Source organism: Kyrpidia tusciae DSM 2912 (assembly GCF_000092905.1).
Lineage (GTDB): Bacteria > Bacillota > Bacilli > Kyrpidiales > Kyrpidiaceae > Kyrpidia > Kyrpidia tusciae.
The window spans coordinates 3,008,862-3,024,441 of the sequence record NC_014098.1 but is presented as its reverse complement, the minus strand read 5'-3'; the positions used below and the strand labels follow the sequence as shown (position 1 = coordinate 3,024,441).

At 53.6% G+C, this 15,580-nt stretch carries 22 protein-coding genes and 3 pseudogenes; 16 read left to right on the top strand and 9 right to left on the bottom strand.

Annotated features, from left to right (window positions below; genetic code table 11):
- The first annotated feature begins 46 nt into the window (after positions 1 to 46).
- Positions 47 to 274 (top strand): type II toxin-antitoxin system HicB family antitoxin, encoded by a 228-nt coding sequence (locus BTUS_RS14775; protein WP_013076873.1) that lies wholly within the window; start codon positions 47 to 49, stop codon positions 272 to 274.
- Between the two features lie 380 nt (positions 275 to 654).
- On the top strand, positions 655 to 1,407 hold the full coding sequence (locus tag BTUS_RS14770) for an alpha/beta hydrolase (protein WP_013076871.1): 753 nt from the start codon (positions 655 to 657) through the stop codon (positions 1,405 to 1,407).
- 432 nt (positions 1,408 to 1,839) lie between these two features.
- Here the strand turns inward: BTUS_RS14770 and BTUS_RS14765 are convergent, their stop codons facing one another.
- Positions 1,840 to 2,067, bottom strand: a complete 228-nt coding sequence (locus tag BTUS_RS14765) for a type II toxin-antitoxin system HicA family toxin (protein WP_013076870.1) — start codon at positions 2,065 to 2,067, stop codon at positions 1,840 to 1,842.
- Positions 2,064 to 2,282 carry a type II toxin-antitoxin system HicB family antitoxin gene (locus tag BTUS_RS14760; RefSeq protein WP_013076847.1) on the bottom strand — a complete coding sequence of 73 codons (219 nt, stop codon included), beginning with the start codon at positions 2,280 to 2,282 and terminating at the stop codon, positions 2,064 to 2,066. Before BTUS_RS14760 ends, BTUS_RS14765 begins: the two co-directional genes overlap by 4 nt.
- Before the next feature lie 226 nt (positions 2,283 to 2,508).
- Between BTUS_RS14760 and BTUS_RS14755 the strand changes: the two genes are divergently transcribed.
- The 4 genes from BTUS_RS14755 (at position 2,509) to BTUS_RS14745 (ending at position 3,877) form a co-directional block, all read left to right on the top strand.
- Positions 2,509 to 2,790: a ribbon-helix-helix domain-containing protein gene (locus BTUS_RS14755; protein ID WP_013076869.1), complete on the top strand. Its 282-nt coding sequence runs from the start codon at positions 2,509 to 2,511 to the stop codon at positions 2,788 to 2,790.
- Complete coding sequence (locus BTUS_RS17705) at positions 2,774 to 2,929, top strand: putative toxin-antitoxin system toxin component, PIN family (RefSeq protein WP_013076868.1); 156 nt, start codon at positions 2,774 to 2,776, stop codon at positions 2,927 to 2,929. Before BTUS_RS14755 ends, BTUS_RS17705 begins: the two co-directional genes overlap by 17 nt.
- Before the next feature lie 323 nt (positions 2,930 to 3,252).
- The gene (locus tag BTUS_RS14750) at positions 3,253 to 3,666 is read left to right on the top strand and encodes a hypothetical protein (RefSeq protein WP_041304411.1); all 414 of its coding nucleotides are present in this window, start codon (positions 3,253 to 3,255) and stop codon (positions 3,664 to 3,666) included.
- Positions 3,659 to 3,877 carry a hypothetical protein gene (locus BTUS_RS14745; protein WP_013076866.1) on the top strand — a complete coding sequence of 73 codons (219 nt, stop codon included), beginning with the start codon at positions 3,659 to 3,661 and terminating at the stop codon, positions 3,875 to 3,877. Before BTUS_RS14750 ends, BTUS_RS14745 begins: the two co-directional genes overlap by 8 nt.
- Positions 3,878 to 4,239: 362 nt before the next feature.
- Here the strand turns inward: BTUS_RS14745 and BTUS_RS14740 are convergent, their stop codons facing one another.
- The 3 genes and pseudogenes from BTUS_RS14740 to BTUS_RS18105 form a co-directional block, all read right to left on the bottom strand.
- Complete coding sequence (locus BTUS_RS14740; RefSeq protein ID WP_013076865.1) at positions 4,240 to 5,016, bottom strand: HNH endonuclease signature motif containing protein; 777 nt, start codon at positions 5,014 to 5,016, stop codon at positions 4,240 to 4,242.
- A gap of 721 nt (positions 5,017 to 5,737) precedes the next feature.
- Entirely contained in the window at positions 5,738 to 5,995 is a 258-nt protein-coding gene (locus tag BTUS_RS14735; protein WP_013076863.1) for a hypothetical protein, read from the bottom strand.
- 203 nt (positions 5,996 to 6,198) lie between these two features.
- Positions 6,199 to 6,360, bottom strand: a pseudogene (locus BTUS_RS18105) (hypothetical protein); the annotation flags it as partial.
- Positions 6,361 to 6,587: 227 nt separating this feature from the next.
- Here BTUS_RS18105 and BTUS_RS14730 point away from each other — a divergent pair.
- The 7 genes and pseudogenes from BTUS_RS14730 (at position 6,588) to BTUS_RS19015 (ending at position 12,182) form a co-directional block, all read left to right on the top strand.
- Positions 6,588 to 7,610, top strand: coding sequence for an AAA family ATPase (locus BTUS_RS14730; RefSeq protein WP_013076862.1), 1,023 nt, complete (start codon positions 6,588 to 6,590; stop codon positions 7,608 to 7,610).
- Positions 7,607 to 8,170, top strand: coding sequence for a hypothetical protein (locus BTUS_RS14725; RefSeq protein ID WP_013076861.1), 564 nt, complete (start codon positions 7,607 to 7,609; stop codon positions 8,168 to 8,170). The genes BTUS_RS14730 and BTUS_RS14725 overlap by 4 nt, the downstream gene beginning before the upstream one ends.
- Positions 8,171 to 8,424: 254 nt before the next feature.
- Positions 8,425 to 8,721, top strand: a complete 297-nt coding sequence (locus tag BTUS_RS17115; protein ID WP_123809338.1) for a hypothetical protein — start codon at positions 8,425 to 8,427, stop codon at positions 8,719 to 8,721.
- A 45-nt stretch (positions 8,722 to 8,766) separates the two neighbouring features.
- Positions 8,767 to 9,687, top strand: a pseudogene (locus BTUS_RS17110) (tyrosine-protein kinase family protein); the annotation flags it as partial.
- The gene (locus BTUS_RS14715; protein ID WP_013076860.1) at positions 9,684 to 11,186 is read left to right on the top strand and encodes a hypothetical protein; all 1,503 of its coding nucleotides are present in this window, start codon (positions 9,684 to 9,686) and stop codon (positions 11,184 to 11,186) included. The pseudogene BTUS_RS17110 and the gene BTUS_RS14715, both read left to right, overlap by 4 nt.
- A 156-nt stretch (positions 11,187 to 11,342) precedes the next feature.
- Positions 11,343 to 11,849, top strand: a pseudogene (locus BTUS_RS19355) (DUF3990 domain-containing protein); the annotation flags it as partial.
- 72 nt (positions 11,850 to 11,921) lie between these two features.
- Positions 11,922 to 12,182 carry a hypothetical protein gene (locus BTUS_RS19015; RefSeq protein WP_245543331.1) on the top strand — a complete coding sequence of 87 codons (261 nt, stop codon included), beginning with the start codon at positions 11,922 to 11,924 and terminating at the stop codon, positions 12,180 to 12,182.
- A gap of 222 nt (positions 12,183 to 12,404) precedes the next feature.
- Here BTUS_RS19015 and BTUS_RS14705 read toward each other — a convergent pair whose 3' ends face one another.
- Positions 12,405 to 12,827, bottom strand: a complete 423-nt coding sequence (locus tag BTUS_RS14705) for a type II toxin-antitoxin system HicB family antitoxin (protein ID WP_013076857.1) — start codon at positions 12,825 to 12,827, stop codon at positions 12,405 to 12,407.
- A 27-nt stretch (positions 12,828 to 12,854) separates the two neighbouring features.
- Positions 12,855 to 13,049, bottom strand: a complete 195-nt coding sequence (locus tag BTUS_RS14700) for a type II toxin-antitoxin system HicA family toxin (RefSeq protein WP_013076856.1) — start codon at positions 13,047 to 13,049, stop codon at positions 12,855 to 12,857.
- Between the two features lie 129 nt (positions 13,050 to 13,178).
- Here BTUS_RS14700 and BTUS_RS14695 point away from each other — a divergent pair, with 129 nt between their 5' ends.
- Entirely contained in the window at positions 13,179 to 13,454 is a 276-nt protein-coding gene (locus tag BTUS_RS14695) for a hypothetical protein (protein WP_013076855.1), read from the top strand.
- A gap of 204 nt (positions 13,455 to 13,658) precedes the next feature.
- On the opposite strand, the gene BTUS_RS14690 is transcribed toward BTUS_RS14695, so the two are convergent.
- Positions 13,659 to 13,886, bottom strand: coding sequence for a type II toxin-antitoxin system Phd/YefM family antitoxin (locus tag BTUS_RS14690; RefSeq protein WP_041304409.1), 228 nt, complete (start codon positions 13,884 to 13,886; stop codon positions 13,659 to 13,661).
- A gap of 11 nt (positions 13,887 to 13,897) precedes the next feature.
- On the opposite strand from BTUS_RS14690, the gene BTUS_RS18540 reads away from it, so the two are divergent.
- Positions 13,898 to 14,035 carry a hypothetical protein gene (locus tag BTUS_RS18540; RefSeq protein WP_169307986.1) on the top strand — a complete coding sequence of 46 codons (138 nt, stop codon included), beginning with the start codon at positions 13,898 to 13,900 and terminating at the stop codon, positions 14,033 to 14,035.
- 311 nt (positions 14,036 to 14,346) lie between these two features.
- Entirely contained in the window at positions 14,347 to 14,928 is a 582-nt protein-coding gene (locus tag BTUS_RS14685) for a plasmid pRiA4b ORF-3 family protein (RefSeq protein WP_169307985.1), read from the top strand.
- Here BTUS_RS14685 and BTUS_RS14680 read toward each other — a convergent pair.
- A complete protein-coding gene (locus tag BTUS_RS14680; protein ID WP_123809336.1) occupies positions 14,898 to 15,470 on the bottom strand; it encodes a hypothetical protein in 573 nt (190 codons plus the stop codon). The genes BTUS_RS14685 and BTUS_RS14680 overlap by 31 nt on opposite strands.
- Positions 15,471 to 15,580: the final 110 nt, after the last annotated feature.

Below are 15,580 nucleotides of genomic sequence, written 5' to 3'. Positions count from 1 at the left end.
ACTTACCCGGAGGTGTGCCGCCGCGAGACCATAGAGGAGGCGAGCGATGAAAGATCTTGAATATTACCTTCAACTCCGGTATGCAGTCCGTCTCTGCCCGTTGGAAGATGAGGAGGGCGGCGGGTGGTTGGCCGAGGTTCCGCTCCTGCCTGGTTGCATGGCGGACGGAGAGATTCCGGAGGACGCCGTTGCGAATCTGGAGGACGCCAAGAGGGCTTGGATCAAAACAGCCTTGGAATTGGGGCTCGCAACTGCTCACATAAATCTCACCTGAATCCGTGACGTCAGAGACGTAGGAGGGGACAAATGCCTTATGAAATCAGGTACAATAAGCCTATGTAGGTGGTACTCTTGTTCACCCATGAGGGGATTGTGGGTGCGCTATATTGTCGAGGAACCGGACGAAATTCCGACAACTCATTCCGGACTCGCGTTGGTCGGGCTGCTCCTTGAAAACACGCAGCTTGCGAGTCGGCTCAATGCCTTGGAGGTCCCGGAACGCTCCTAGCGGCTGCCTTTAGGGAAATTCGCGACCAAGGTTGTATGAGGCGTTTGGGTGAGTAGAGGAAGCTCTTATCCCCATACGGGCGACATGTCGGCACGAGGCTTATGCACGCATGAGCAATTTTACAAAATAAGGGCTCTTCTCCATTGGTGCAAGCAAAGGATACAAAGCCGGATAAGGTTATTTTACAGCTTCACGGCGGAGCCTATATTCGCTCGCTGGAGAAAAGCGGCATGACATACCGGCGCACGGCGATACAATATGCCAAGATAAGAAGCGGAGCCGGAGTTTTGACGGTGGATTACCGGGTTGCTCCGGAACACCCTTATCCTGCGGCTCTGGAGGACGCGGTTTTGGCTTACAACTGGCTTTTGGAGCAAGGATACAGGCCGGAGCGAAGCATTATAGCGGGCGATTCGGCGGGCGGCGGACTTGCGCTGGCCACTGCGCTCTATCTGAGGGATCATGACATGCCGATGCCCGGGGCCCTGATCACCATGTCCGCATGGACGAATCTGAACTACAAACGGGTGATTCCCGAATATGTGGGCGAGAACCGCGCCGACAATCCTTACATTTCACCTATTTATGGCGAGTATGCCGGTTTTCCTGCCATGCTCATGCAGGTCGGCGGAGATGAAATGCTGCTAAACGATACCGTTAAGGTCGCGCAAAAAGCCGAAGCAGCCGGAGTCTCGGTTCGGCAGACAACGTACCCCGGCATGTTCCATGATTTTCAGTTGCTGTTCCCGAAATTGCCGGACGCCAACAAAGCATGGAATGAGGTCGAGACATTTATAAAGGAGATTTATGATGGGACAGCCGGGGACGCAGTGACGGCATTGATAGAACCACAAAGACCAGTAGACTACATCGTGCACCAAAGATTGTTTGGGAGGTGAAGCCAGGCAGGCATGTATCGGCGATCCGGTAACGTTAGACGGAAAGGTACAGCGTATGTCCCAGCCGGATGAAGTACGAAAATGCATACTTGGTGCAGGCCATCATACGGATGGCTCTTCGGGTCAGTCCCCCTTGCCGTATTCGCCGATCGGTGATCGTTCAGCAGAACCTCATTACAGAATCGGGTCGGCTCATTTATTGCTCTCAAGTTCACCCACCCTCTCAGGCACACCGCCAAAGTGGCGAATCCCGCACTCCAGAGCTTCCAGGACCGTCTCCAGCGTTTGATCCTTTCTCCTCCGTTCCCACTCAGATTAGTAGGAGCGTACCAGTCTATCCGGTGGGGGGGTCAATTTTCGCTGACGATCTGGGGTCCATTTTCAGTGTATATCAACATTCTGAGGCTCAGGCGGGTTTTTCGCGACGGCGGGTCATCCCTTCAGCACTCGCAGGAACTCGTCCACAGAGATCCCGGCCTGCCTGAGGATCGACCGGAGAGTGCCCGGAGCCAGCTCATCGTGCAGGGGTACGATGGCCTGCCTGCCGTCCTTGCGCCGGACCTTCACGTGGCTTCCCTTTTGGCTCACTTTCACGAATCCCGCGCGGCCCAGCGCCATGATGGTTTCCGTTCCGGACACGACCGGCACGCGAGGGCTCAAGCCTGCTTCACCTCGATGTCCACGGGTGCGATGATCGGGCCGGTGTCCGGCAGGTCGGCCGACGCGTCCTCGAAGTACAACTCCAGGGCCTCGCGCAGGTTGGCAAGAGCTTCTTCGAGGGTCTCGCCCTGGCTGGTCACTTCCACTTCGAGGCAACGGGCCACGTACCATTTGCCCTCTTTGGTGACGGCGGCAGTGAGGCGTCGGCGGGGCATACGGGTTCCTCCTTTTGGACCTCTGGGGAGGTCGGGATGCTGTAACGTTATTTTAGCGTGCCGTCGAATGTGAGGCCAACCGTTCTCCCGCCCTTGCCATAGTGTGAGGGGGGGTGGCGGGCAAAAAATTTCTCTCGGTCCTCCAATCATACGGGGGTGACGGAGAGAGGCGTACGTATACACCATGATGTATAATGAGGGAAACCACTTCCGGAGGCGGGTCGTGATGCAACGCACGAACATTTATCTGAGCCAAGACCAATTGCGGCTTCTCAAACATCTGGCGGCGGCCGAGAACAAGAGCGTGTCCGATTTGGTTCGCCAAGCCGTGGACGAATTTTTGAGGGAACGCCTGAAAGAATCCTCGAACTGGCAGGCGGAGATGGATGCGCTGGTCAAGCGCGTCAGGAGCAGGGTGGAGCAGGACATTTCGGAGGAAGAGATTGAGGAGGACGTCCGGGTGGCGAAGAAAGAGGCCCGGGAGGCGCGGAATGAAGGCCGTCATTGACACGAACATTTGGGTGTCCGGACTCATCAGTGCCTCCGGTGTTCCATCTCGGGTGATCGATGCCTACCGGTTTCGCCGCTTTATGTGGGTCACCAGCGATCCCTTGCTGGATGAGTTGGCGACCGTCTTGCTCGCCTGAGGATTGCCGGGAAATACGGGATTACCGAGGACGATGTGGACGATTTGCTCAAACTGATCCGGCGAAACGCTGAAATTGTCATCGACATCATAGCGAAGCGGCCTTCGACATGATGCGGCAACTGATTCCTCCGAGGGGTTCCCGTTTGTGGATATGACGTCGAACTTTGTCAAAATAGGTAAACGATCGATCCCATGTTTCGACATTCTTCGATATGCGAAAAATGGGATACAACCCACTCCGTATGTTTCCCCATTGCCATGCGCACACTATGTACAGAATGTACACAAACATGGTAGAATGGGGGCTGGAGGGGAATGATGATGAGCGCTGTCCTGAACGCAACGGATGTCCGAAAGGACTGGGGGCATTTCATCGACACCGTGGTCCGCGTCCGGCCGCAATTCGTAAAGCGGAATCGCGACAGGTTCGCGGCCGTTTCCATCGAGCATTTGCGGTTTTTATTGTCCGGGTACTGTTTCAAGATGGAGTATCAGCAGGAGGACGACGGCACGTTTACGGGAACCCTTGACGTGTTTGACATCGCGGCCAACGCGCCGACGGTGGAGGAACTGAAACGGGAACTGGCGAAGGAAGCCGTCGAGTACGCGAACGAGTACATGGAGGAGTTCCAGTTGTATTTCAACGCCCCGAACCGGAAACACCATGCGCCCTATGTCCTGAACGTCCTTATCCAGGACGACCTGGAGGGCGTGGTGGGCCTGCTGGATGCCTAGCTGGAAGGACCTCAAGCGGTTCTGCGAAAACGACGGATGGGAGCTGTACAAGGACACGGACCACTACTACTACCCAAAATTTATGCCCGATGGGACAATCAAGCGGACGAAGGTCTCGAAGGGGACGGGAGAGATTAAAGGTCATTTGTGGCAGACCATCCTGAAGAAGCAGTTGCAGGTCACCCAGGAATACTTCAATAGCAAAATCTGAGCGGTTCTTGGGGAGGGCAGCGGCCCTCTCTATGCATGGCGGCGGGCTTACTCTGCTCTCAGCGGATCGGGGGACACTCGGTCGCCGTGACAACAGCTGGAATAAGTCTGTCAAGGCCGTTTTCCCGCCTTGACAGACGGCACAGGTCACCCACACTGATTTCTGTGGCTGAATCCACACACGTGTGGATTCAGCCCTAATTTCATAGGGGTGTAGCTACAAGCATCATGTACGGATGCTTAATGTCTTTTGGTCACCGATCCCGTCAATACTTGGTTACCTTAGGCCGTCAGTTTCTGGTCGTTATACTTTGGCAGTAACACAATGGTTAGATACCTGAGCGAAAGTTGCATCATTATCGATCATCGTTTCAGAATTTCCTCTCCATCTTGATTTTCGGAATCAAGATGGAGTATCGTTTCATTATCCTTTCTTAGAATACGGATAACGGTTACCGGCCAGTCTGTGGCGAAGCCGACTCCCCCTTCGAGAATTTGGTGCTCAACGGCTCCAAATACAAAGAAGCCCATTTCTTCGAGTTTCTTGAGTTCTTGGGTTAGTTCATATCCTATCCTGACCTTGTCGCTCGCGTCCAGTTCAGCTCCCATGTCCCCGATATCCTGAATCAACTGAAGAAAGTCCGCGATCAAATCGACTTCTTCATCGGAATGTAATTCATCGTGGTCAAATGAAAAAGCACATGTCCCAATTGCGACCTTCATAACCTGATTTCCCTCAGTGAGTCGAACGAGGAATGCGGGGATGTTCTCTTTTACCCGTCTGATCCTGATTTTCTTGGGAATGTCTTCCTCGCTGAGTCTTTCCGAAACCCACTTCTCATGGTTCGCCTTCATTTGCCGTAAATTGTCGGCGGTAAAGGTTTCACACTGGTCGTCGATCATTTTATGATGGGTTCGGCAAAGCAGCAATAGGTTTTCGTATGAATCAATTTGTTCTTTCGGAAAGGACGGATCATACCTGGGGCCGTTGACTTGACTGGAAACAATATGACATTCTTCACCCACTATAGAAGGATCATCAAAAGGGGTTCCTGCAACAACCAATTCTCTTTTGCATATGACACATCGATTCCCTGAACGACCCCACAACAGTTTTCGTGTTTTGTCGGTGATCGTCACTTTCAGCTCACCTTCACCACATGGAGTGTTGGGTAAGGTAGGATAAGGTCCACGTCCCGGTCCTCAAATAGGACATGTACCGAACTGCTCAAATATCCGTCTATTCGAATAAGATCCGAGGAAATGCGTTCACCGGGACGGAAAATTTCTTGTAGCCACGGTGCACCCTATAGGACCCTCCCGGATCCCTGGACACCTCAATGTTGAGACTCGTGCCTTCGGCTAGGGTGCCTTCCGGGATCAAAGTGACAAATGTTTGATATGGAACACAGCAACAGCCATCTGTTCCGCAAATGAATCCGAGATAGGTTTTTGAACATCTTTGAACTAATCGACGCAATTGTTGGTGCTGTTCGTGATTAAACGTGAACTGCCACGGCGACGAGTCGTTAGAGCGATATTTCAGATATAAGCCGATGTCGTGGTTAATAATGTATTCGCTTTGAGAAGCTTCGGGATATTTGTTGACGGATGCAAATCTTTCGTCCTTTACTATTTGGTTTAAAGCCGCCCCATGGTACAGGTCGTATTCTCTAAATGGCACTCACGTGTCTTCCTTTCTTCAGGAGATAGTGGTAGTAGTGGTAGTCACGACGAGCCTTATTTTCCATTTGAGTTCAAATTATCATTTGTGGGACGCCTATGCAAGTGAAAACTACGGCGAGGTATGTGTCAATGTGCGGTACACAAGACCCGGCCGCCTCCTCGAATCAGACCCGTTCTAAGAACGCGATGGGTAGGAAATCGCATCTTCCTGGTAGAATCCGACGCGGTCGCAGTAATCGTCGATGTAGTCGGCGACCATCACCTGACCCTTGGAAAGGACGAGATCCCGGCTCAGATCAAAGTCGATGTGTGGAACTTCGTTGACGACTTCGCTGATGAACACGACTACGGGCTCGGGATCCTCTTCCACATCCAGGGCGTTTGCGGTGTTAGTGATTCGGTGAAAGAACACAGAACTGTCGGTGATTTCCAAAAGATAGCTCGGCCGGTCCTACTGGCGATTCTGCTTCGCAAGTCCCGCTTCGACCGACTTCACGAACCACTCTATCACAGGGGAACTGACAATATTGTGTCAGCAAATACACCTTCGTTGCAGGACCGTATTAACGGAGTTGAGTCCATTTTTCATTGTGGATCACCATGTATCCCACCCGGGGTCTTCCCAATGAATGGTATTCAGAACATTGAGGCACCGACACCCTGCCCCAGTTTTTCGAAATCCTTTCTCGTAGGAATACTAATTTTCTCGGCAACCTTTTGTTCCGATTCCAGATTGCGCATTTGTTGGTTTAGGGCAGGTTGAGTCATGTTTACTGTTTCACTGGCTTTGGACAGGCTTTTGTGCCTGGATGTGTATAAAGGCGGGGGCGATCATCCGAGCGCCACACAGTGAGGTCTCTGCCTATCCAATCTTGACACGTACAATTTACCGCTCGGGCTTCCATTCGTTACTTATTATGTGTAATCTCAAGATAGACTGGCCATCCTAAGTATATGGTTCTCCTTGTATATTCGGTTATCAGCAAGGATGGACCCACCAAACGTTATGAGGATGGGAGAGCATTATGACCATCACAAAGCTGCGATTTGATAAATTTACCGTTTTCGACAAACTTGACATCGACCTAAGTCCGGGAATGAACGTTTTTGTCGGCGCCAACGGCACAGGAAAGACGCATCTCATGAAGGCGGCTTATGCCGCCTGTGACATCAGCAAAACGAAAGGCAACTTTGCTGAAAAATTGATTCGAGTTTATATGCCGTCCGGCCATATCCTTGGGCGTTTGGTCAAGCGCCAAAAAGGAAGCGCCCGTTGTGCAGTAGAAGTACATCGCGGGTCAAAGAAATTACGAATTTCCTTTTCCAACCATTCCAAAAGTCCCGATTCGGCCACCGTCAACGGAGCCAAGGAATGGATGGCTGAACCGATTGAAAGCGTGTATATCCCTGTTAAGGAAATGCTCGCCAATGCCCCGGGATTTCGCTCGCTCTATGCTCAGCGCGAAATCCACTTTGAAGAGATCTACGCGGATATTCTAGATAGAGCTTACCGTCCCGCGCTGCGCGGACCCATTGACGGTGTGCGAAAAAATCTGTTGAAGAATCTTCAGGGCATTATGGAAGGTAAGGTCACAATCCAGGAAGAAGAGTTCTTTCTCCGTGACAAGCAGGGGAATCTTGAGTTCACTCTCCTTGCGGAAGGAATGCGAAAGTTAGGCCTGTTATGGCTTTTGATCCAGAACGGGACCCTGCTGAACGGATCCGTCTTGTTTTGGGACGAACCGGAAGCCAATCTGAACCCGAAGCTCTTGGGGCCGGTCATCGAAATTCTTTTGGAACTCCAAAGAACTGGAGTTCAGATTTTCTTGGCTACCCACGATTATGTCATATTGAAAGAATTGGATCTGCGAAGAAAAGCGGGAGACAACATTTCGTTCCACTCTCTTTATCGACACGACGATACCGCCGAGATTCGTTGTCATACGACTGGCGAATTTCTGGAAATTCATCCTAACGCCATCGCTGAAGCATTTACCAGTCTATATGACCGGGAAATCAAACGCAGCCTTGGGGAGATGCTGAAATGACCGTTCTCACGGAAGGGACGTTACAACTGAAACTGCCCCACGGTGTAGAGGGAAGAAAATTCGACGGTGATGCGCACGGGTTATCCCATTGCATGAAGGCTGTGGATTTTGTAGTGGAACTACCGGATCGTATCATCTTCATCGAGTTCAAAGATCCTGATCATCCGTTCAGTAAACCGAAAGATCGGCAGAAGTTCATCCAGAACTTTATGTCTGGGGATCTTGACGTTGATCTCGTGTATAAGTACAGAGACTCTTTTCTGTATCTATGGGCATGGAAGGATGTCAAGAAACCGGTACATTATCTGGTTCTTATCGCAATGAGAAGCTTAACTGCGGCTGAGCTTCTGATACGAACAGACGAGTTGAAGCGTAAACTTCCTTTGAACGGCCCAGAATCCGGCATGTGGCAACGTCCTATTGTTAACGAGTGCGGCGTGTTTAATATTGAGACATGGAATAAGCAATTGCCGGATTACCCTGTGACAAGAATCATACGTGAAGGCAGTGGCTCGCTCGCAGGCGACACCCGCAAGCAGTCAGATGGAAAACCCGGATGATCCGCTCCCTGCGGAGATTCTCTTCGTTGAGCCTGCCCACGCCATGGGTGGTCGGAGGCTGGCGACGGAAATGTCATACCACCGTCAGCCCGGTGTCATCCAGACCTGGGCGCCTAGGAGCGTGTCCGAGTAATTGCAAAGGGCACGCTCATTCCATCTCGCTGTGAACTTGCTTTGAAATGGGTAAATGTAAGCATTCATGTGCCTGCCCGTCGTGGAACAGTGATTCAATCTTATTCATCCAGTTGCCGGCCGTGGGGATTCAGCAACTGTGGGTGATCCGCGACCTCGTGGGGCGAGTCCGGTTGGCTCTTGCTGATGAGGAGGAAGAAACGGAACTGTCGGACCGCGTTATGGATGCTCTGCAACGGTGTGCACAGGAACTGCATGAGGTTCTTGGACTGCACGGCTATGATCCGAATCAGGCGATTCTGTGGCTCGCCCGGGCCGATCTGGAGAAACAAGGCGAGCAAAGTGGGGTTTTGAGATACAATATCGGCGGTCTGAACGTTTATCTGATGGATCGTACCATTATTGGCAACGAGTGGTAGGCTGCTCCCACCGCCTTTCACCCGGCAAAACCGTTTCGTTTCTCTCTTTTTTCCATTAAAGGCGGGGTCGGGCGAAGTACGACTGCGGCCGTTCTTGCCCAACATCTTGCAAACCAAGGAAAGCGAGTGCTTCTCGTGGATCTTGATCTGGAAGCGCCGGGATTGGCGTCGGCGCTGCTGCGCCCGGATGAATATCCGCGCTGGGGCGTTGTGGATTGGTTTATCGAAGACTTGGTCGGCCAAGGAGATGACGTGGTCCGCGATATGGTCGCTTGCCCCCGTTGGGGCCAGGATATGCTGGGTGAAATCATGGTTGTTCCGGCCTATACTTTTGACTCGCAGGAATACATCGCGAAATTGGGACGGGTTTACCTGGATCGGCCGGCATTTCACTTGGGGGAACGACCGCAAAGGTGGACGGAGAGGCTGCAACGCCTTTTGGAGACCCTTGAGAAACAGGAGCAGCCAGATGTGGTCTTGTTGGATAGCCGGAGTGGGCTTCACGACATTGCCGCCGCCTTGGTGACGGAATTGGGCGCCCATGTTCTCCTGTTTGCTGTCGACACCGAGGCGACGTGGATGGGGTACCGGGTACTTTTTCGCCACTGGCAAACCTATGGGACGGCCCGGCGGATGAGGAATCGCCTCTCTATGGTGGCGGCGCAGGTTCCCCCGAGGCGACCGCATTATTTGGACCATTTTCGGGAAGCGGCCTGGGATTTGTTCCGGGACACCTTGTACGATGAAGTGGGCGATGAAGCAGATCCGGCCGGTGAGGACCTTTTTTCGTTTGATCTCATGGACGACAATGCTCCGCACCAGCCCATCCCCGTCTACTGGAACGAGGGGCTTGCAGCCGTGTCGTTGTTGCAGCACGTCGATGACAGTGTCGTGGGTTATGCTTACCATCGGTTTCTCGGGTGGTTTGACGGCTGGATGTCCCAACTTGAGGGGGCGAAGCCATGAGTGCGAACGCGTTTTCTTTTTTGCCTCCGGATGTGTTGCGCTTCCTGATGTTTCAGGCTTTGCCTGAGGACGTCTCTCTACATGGTAAGGCGCCGGAACCGGGATATGTGTATTTGCCCGCCTCCCATGCCAAAGCCTTGCGCCCGAATACCATGGTTGTCGAAGGAATGCGGGGAGCCGGCAAGAGCTTCTGGTGGGCTGCGTTACAACAATCCCTGATTCGGGAATTGGTGGCAAAGCTTTCTCCGGTGGCGGAATTGAAAGATCCGATCGAAGTTGCGGTGGGTTTTGGAGAAGCGCAGACACCGGACGAATACCCCAATCGTGATGTGCTGAAACAGCTTCTGCTTCAAGGTGCGGATCCGCGATTGATCTGGAAAACGGTGATCGTACACAAATTGTCCGGGGCCAATGATCCGGTGCGGCGCATGAATCTTTGGCAGGAACGCTACACATGGGTTCGGGACAATCCCGAACAGGTGGGGCGGCTCCTCGAGGCCCGGGACAAAGAATATGATGAAAAAAGCACGTGGTTCATCGTTTTGTTTGATGCCCTGGACCGGGCCGCGGACGATTGGAAAAATATGTACAGTCTGATTCGGGGCTTGCTGGAAACGGCTTTGGAGTTTCGCCCGTATCGGCGTCTTCGGGTAAAGGCGTTCCTTCGGTCGGACCAATTGGATGAGAGTCGAGTGGCGAATTTTGCGGATGGATCAAAAGTGCTGGCTTCAAAAATCGGGCTTTCCTGGCCTTCGTACGATCTCTATGGGTTGTTCTGGCAATATCTCGGCAATGCCGCGGTGGATGCGGCGGGACAGTTTCGGGAAGCCTCCGGAGCATTGGGGCTTAGGTGGCAGCGCGTTGCCCTGGGAGATCGAACGATCTGGCGGGTGGCTCCCGAGGTGATCCACGAGGAGACCCTGCAGCGGGAGGTCTTCCATGCGATTACAGGTCCTTGGATGGGACGAGATCATCGGCGCGGTTACCCGTACACCTGGATTCCCAACCACCTTTCGGATGCCAACCAGCGCGTCAGTCCGCGATCGTTTCTGGCGGCTCTCCGGGAGGCGGTGGAGGATAGCCAAAACCAGTCCTCGAAACATGAAACCGCGTTATACTACGAAAGCATCAAGCGCGGTGTCCGCAAAGCTTCACAGATTCGCGTGAGGGAGTTGAAAGAGGACTACCCCTGGGTGGATGTCCTCATGGGGCCGCTCCGGGGTCTTGCGGTGCCGTGTGATTTTCACGAAGTGATTCAGCGCTGGGAGAAGGCGGACTCGCTCGACGAACTCCGCCGACGTTGCGGCGAAAGTGGGGAAGAGCTTGCACCGGCACACCTTGACGAAGGGGCTCGCGGAGTTCGGGAGGATCTGGAGCAACTGGGCATCTTTTTCCGGATGAGCGACGGGAGGGTCAATATCCCGGATGTGTATCGCATCGGCTACGGATTGGGACGCAAGGGCGGCGTCAAGCCGGTGCGTCCGAGAGACGGTGGTTGAACAGGGATGCCCCGCCCCTCAGTGATAGAACGCTCCACTTGTGACGGAGAGGCGACGGTTGGATCCCGTCAGGCGGCTCCAGTGTGGGCTCCCCTGCGGGCGTTCGGGAGGGCTGGTCGGCGGCATTGAACTGTTTGGGAGAGAGGGACGATCCGCTTGTTTTTCATTCCGGACAGGCTGTATCATGGCACTACCAGAGAAGCGGCGGACCAGATGGTTAGAGAAGGGCTCATTAACCCCGGGAAATGGCGGAGTGATACGGATTTTGGTCCTGCTTTCTACGTCACGACAGACTTTCGCAGAGCGTTTCGCTGGCAAAAGAAACTTCGCAAAAGGGCGTTTTTGGGAATTGGGGCGGTTGTAACATTGCGGGTCAATCGACCCGCTCTCTCAAACGCGAGGATTAAATGCTTTCATGAGCCATCCAAAGAGTGGGCTTTATATGTATGGCATCACCGGGCTCGCTTGTGCCGAGACTTGTGCCGCGGCGCCCATGCTGATGTGGTATGCGGGCCGATTGCGGATAACAATATCGCGGCGTGGTTTGATGACCATGACAACAAAATGGACGAAGCCTCTATAGAGGCATTTCGTTTGTTTATCACGTCTGACGTGTTTGGAAATCGTCTCCCGGTCTCAAAGCCGGGGTTTCAAATCGCGTTTTGTTCACCGGCGCTGGCCCGTGATATACTGAAAGTAGAAACTATACGTTCTCCTACCCCCTGGAGGGATAAGATGAACGGGGAAAAGTATATCGCACGGTGCATGGTGGAGATGTACCCGTCCATCACTTTTGACGAAGCCATCGAGTGGATTCGTGAATACGAACGGTTCCTCGTCACGATTATGGAGCACGAGTCGGGATACAGCCTGGCGGAAGCGGTGGTGTCGTGGAAACAGCGAGGGCTGACCGTCGAACAGTTGGAAGAGCACGCCCGGAAGGTTGACGCGGAACCAGAGCCGGGCGAAGACGGGTTTGCGGCTGCGGCTCACTAAGGCCCCCACATCCTTCGATGAAGGGTGGGTTTATTTTTTCTCCCGGTCCTCCATGCCAGACTTCTACGTGAGCAAAAGAAGATCAAGGTTGTCTGGAGGGGTGCTGGGATGGCGACAACTAGAAGCCGTGCGCTTGTTCAGTCCCCCTCCTTAGTTGAGGTGCTATATATTTCGTCAATTTTTATGGAAACTCCTGCTCTATATTTTCCAGGGCCTTTCATGTTACGAGCGTTTGTCGATGAAACCAAGCTGTTCCTTTAGGGCGTATTGAAGAACCTGCGAGAAATTGATCCCTTCCTTTTCGGCTGCGTCGTTCAGCCACTTGGGAATGGTCAATGTTTTTTTGACCGCCCTGTTCTTCATTTCGTCGTGGATCGGCTCAGTACGGGCCTGGATCAACGTGACGAAAGCACCAGGGCCGGTGTCGTCTGGGATCTGTACTTCAGCAGGATTGGAAGGAGTCGGGATCTCATCCCCGTCTTGTTCCATGCCGTACAGGTGGAGGGCCATCGCTTCAGAGGCCATCTTCAATGCTTCTTCCAGGTTACCGCCTTCTGTAACGCAACCAGGCAGGTCGGGAAAGGTCACTGTATATCCGCCGAGCTCATTGGGATCAAAAATCGCCGGATAAACGTGCTTTGGCATCTATGTGAACCTCCTTCCGGCCGGGTCTCACTTGAGAAGCCCGGCCTGCTTGAGTATGGATTTGACGGTTTTCGGCGCAAGTTCCTTTCTCGGATGTGGGATGGTGGCTTTCCCCGGTTTGGTTGGAGGTTTGAATTGGTGATGACTACCGTTACTGCCTATGTAGTACCAGCCATCGTCCTGAATGATTTTGATCAGGTCCCGGGAGGAGCTGTTTTTCATGCCTACCTCTTTCCGGATCGCATTATAACACGTATGTAAAATACGTGTCAATGGTTTTTTGCGTGTGCCCGGCATGGGCGTTGAACAGGTGGTGAAAATCCACTGAGTGCAGACAAGGACGAAGGAAGGATGGTGCCGAATGATAATTCGATGGGGAAGGACATTGCCGAGCGGCACATAGGCGTATGTTCATTGTTGCGACTTCACGTCGAAGGATCTCCCGTGGTGCTGGCGGAAGCGGTGGCCCGAGGTCTTTCAGTGATTGACGAGGTGAAATCCCTGGGGGACCGGTGCAAGAGGCAGTCGGTGCAGGTGGAGAGGGAGGACGGGTCGGTGTTCTGGTTGCCTTCCCATGATCTGCCCGGTCGCGGACGGTTCTATTTCAAGTCCCAGATGGGCCAGTAGATCGGCGGCTTCCCGTAGCTGTAGCGCGCTCAACCGACCCCGACGAAAGGCGGTGAGCAGGGCGTTGTCCACTTCCATGGGCCAAATGGCGGGGGCAATCGCCTCATCCCATCGGAGTCGCTCGAGCACGGAATCACTCTCTGCGTTTGCCTCATCGGGGAAGCACCAACTCAAGGCGACCGAGGCGTCGAGGACATAGGCCATTTAGAATCGCCGACCTTCCTCAATCATTTCCCGGATCGACGGGAATCCCGGTTGTACCTCCGAACGAAGCCGGTGCAGACGCTGGATGATGTGGTCCAATGTCCATGGATCCTGTTCGATGGGCACCATCTTCGCGACGGGTTTCCCCTTTTTTGTAATGATGATCGTTTCTCCCCGGGCGACCTGATCCAACAGTTCCGCCAAGTGGACTTTGGCTTCATAGGCCATGGGTGTACTGCATGGCCAGGCGAACGAAAGACCTCATCCACCAAAGCGCCGTCGAAGTGTTCGGGCGGCGACCGCGCACCAGGGGTCAACATAAAAAGGCGAGGATTCCGGTAATCAAGGCCATGGTCAGCCAAGAAGCGACGGCATAGGCGATGCCGATGTTGTGGACGGGAAAAACAGTGGCTTCACCTAACAAAACTACAACAGGGATGCCCCTGGCGAACACCACCCCTTTTTCAGATCTGTCACGGCATGTGGTATGCTGGCGGAAGGAGATTTTCGGGGATGAGAACCCTGATGGTCAGAACCGTCTTGGGAAAGTGATCGACTTGGCCACGGCCGGGTTTGGACTGGTGGCGGCGCTGGCGCGGCCTGAGTGATCGTTATAAAATTTATGCACCGCCGACCTGTTGCGGCGGCTCGGCGGGATTAAGTAGAGGGAATGAAAGGGGACGACATCGTGTCGAATCGAATCCGTGCGAGTAAGCCCGCGGCATACGAATTTGAAATTACGCTGTGCGATGTTCACCCGACCGTGTGGCGGCGATTTTGTGTTCCTGCCAACATTACCTTTCAGCGCCTCCACGACGTCATTCAGGTGGTCATGGGGTGGGAGAATTCTCATTTGTACGAGTTTCGATTCGGAAAGACCCGGATCGGTACTCCGGATGATGAGTTTGAAGTGGATGCCACGCACTTTGATGCTCGGAGGAAGCGACTGCCGTCCCTGGGTTTTGATAGGGATGACGTGCTCGGGTACTTGTATGATTTCGGCGACAATTGGATGCACGTCCTGCGGGTGATACGCCCGATCTACGATCTGGGAGACCGTCCCGCATACGCCTGTTTGGACGGGGCGCGATCCTGTCCTCCGGAGGATGTCGGGGGGCCGCACGGCTACGCCGATTTTCTAAAAATCATCAGTCAACCCAGCCATCCGGAGTACGAACACATGAGACTCTGGAGCGGCGGGACGTTCAGCCCGATGCGTTTCGACAAAGAGGCCGTCAATCAGGAACTGCGGAGACGGTTTATGGAATGACGGTTGCTTGGGGCTGCCGGATTTTTCTCGGCCATGCGCAAATGCCGATCCGCCGTATTAACATCATGGACCCACAACAGCGAGAAAATATACGAAAAGTACAGGTAGGGCCTCTGCATCAACATTTGCTCGGGAATCTTCGATAACCAGGACCGGATTGCCTGGAACTCCCGACGGATCATGACGCTGCGCATCGGTTCCAGTAAGCGCATGGCTTCCTCATACTGCTGCCCGGCCAAATAATAATCGACCGCTTCCTCGAGCATCTTCTGTCCCTCGCACCATTCGGCGGCGATTCGGAACAAGGCGCTCGTTCTGCCGGGATCTTGGAGCTTCAGCCGGTTCCGCAAAAACTCTCCAAACAAGTGATGGAATCGGTACCACTCCTTCCGGTCATCCAGCGGGACCAAAAACAGGCCGAGATCCGCCAGTTCCGCGAGCATCACGGAGCCGTTCTCCCTCCCCACCGCTTCGCACAGGGGACCGTTCATACGCTCGAGAACCGACACGTCCAGCAAGAAGCGCCGGGTCCGCTCATCCAAACCTGCGAACACTTTCTGAACAGAGTTTCCCACAGAATGTGGGTGGTTGCAAGAGTTCTTCCGTGCCTTGGATAGGGTGAAAGAGGTGAGATAAGAAATGGACCTGTTGT

What these genes read in the sequence shown, in the direction of transcription:
- BTUS_RS14750 (WP_041304411.1), top strand. Translation starts at nt 3,253, where the DNA reads ATGAGCGCTGTCCTGAACGCAACGGATGTCCGAAAGGACTGGGGGCAT.
- BTUS_RS14715 (WP_013076860.1), top strand. Translation starts at nt 9,684, where the DNA reads ATGAGTGCGAACGCGTTTTCTTTTTTGCCTCCGGATGTGTTGCGCTTC.
- BTUS_RS14745 (WP_013076866.1), top strand. Translation starts at nt 3,659, where the DNA reads ATGCCTAGCTGGAAGGACCTCAAGCGGTTCTGCGAAAACGACGGATGG.
- BTUS_RS14690 (WP_041304409.1), bottom strand. Translation starts at nt 13,886, where the DNA reads ATGGCCTATGAAGCCAAAGTCCACTTGGCGGAACTGTTGGATCAGGTC.
- BTUS_RS17705 (WP_013076868.1), top strand. Translation starts at nt 2,774, where the DNA reads ATGAAGGCCGTCATTGACACGAACATTTGGGTGTCCGGACTCATCAGT.
- BTUS_RS14730 (WP_013076862.1), top strand. Translation starts at nt 6,588, where the DNA reads ATGACCATCACAAAGCTGCGATTTGATAAATTTACCGTTTTCGACAAA.
- BTUS_RS19015 (WP_245543331.1), top strand. Translation starts at nt 11,922, where the DNA reads ATGAACGGGGAAAAGTATATCGCACGGTGCATGGTGGAGATGTACCCG.
- BTUS_RS14755 (WP_013076869.1), top strand. Translation starts at nt 2,509, where the DNA reads ATGCAACGCACGAACATTTATCTGAGCCAAGACCAATTGCGGCTTCTC.
- BTUS_RS14695 (WP_013076855.1), top strand. Translation starts at nt 13,179, where the DNA reads ATGGTGCCGAATGATAATTCGATGGGGAAGGACATTGCCGAGCGGCAC.
- BTUS_RS18540 (WP_169307986.1), top strand. Translation starts at nt 13,898, where the DNA reads ATGGCCAGGCGAACGAAAGACCTCATCCACCAAAGCGCCGTCGAAGTG.
- BTUS_RS14775 (WP_013076873.1), top strand. Translation starts at nt 47, where the DNA reads ATGAAAGATCTTGAATATTACCTTCAACTCCGGTATGCAGTCCGTCTC.
- BTUS_RS14705 (WP_013076857.1), bottom strand. Translation starts at nt 12,827, where the DNA reads ATGCCAAAGCACGTTTATCCGGCGATTTTTGATCCCAATGAGCTCGGC.
- BTUS_RS14725 (WP_013076861.1), top strand. Translation starts at nt 7,607, where the DNA reads ATGACCGTTCTCACGGAAGGGACGTTACAACTGAAACTGCCCCACGGT.
- BTUS_RS14700 (WP_013076856.1), bottom strand. Translation starts at nt 13,049, where the DNA reads ATGAAAAACAGCTCCTCCCGGGACCTGATCAAAATCATTCAGGACGAT.
- BTUS_RS14760 (WP_013076847.1), bottom strand. Translation starts at nt 2,282, where the DNA reads ATGCCCCGCCGACGCCTCACTGCCGCCGTCACCAAAGAGGGCAAATGG.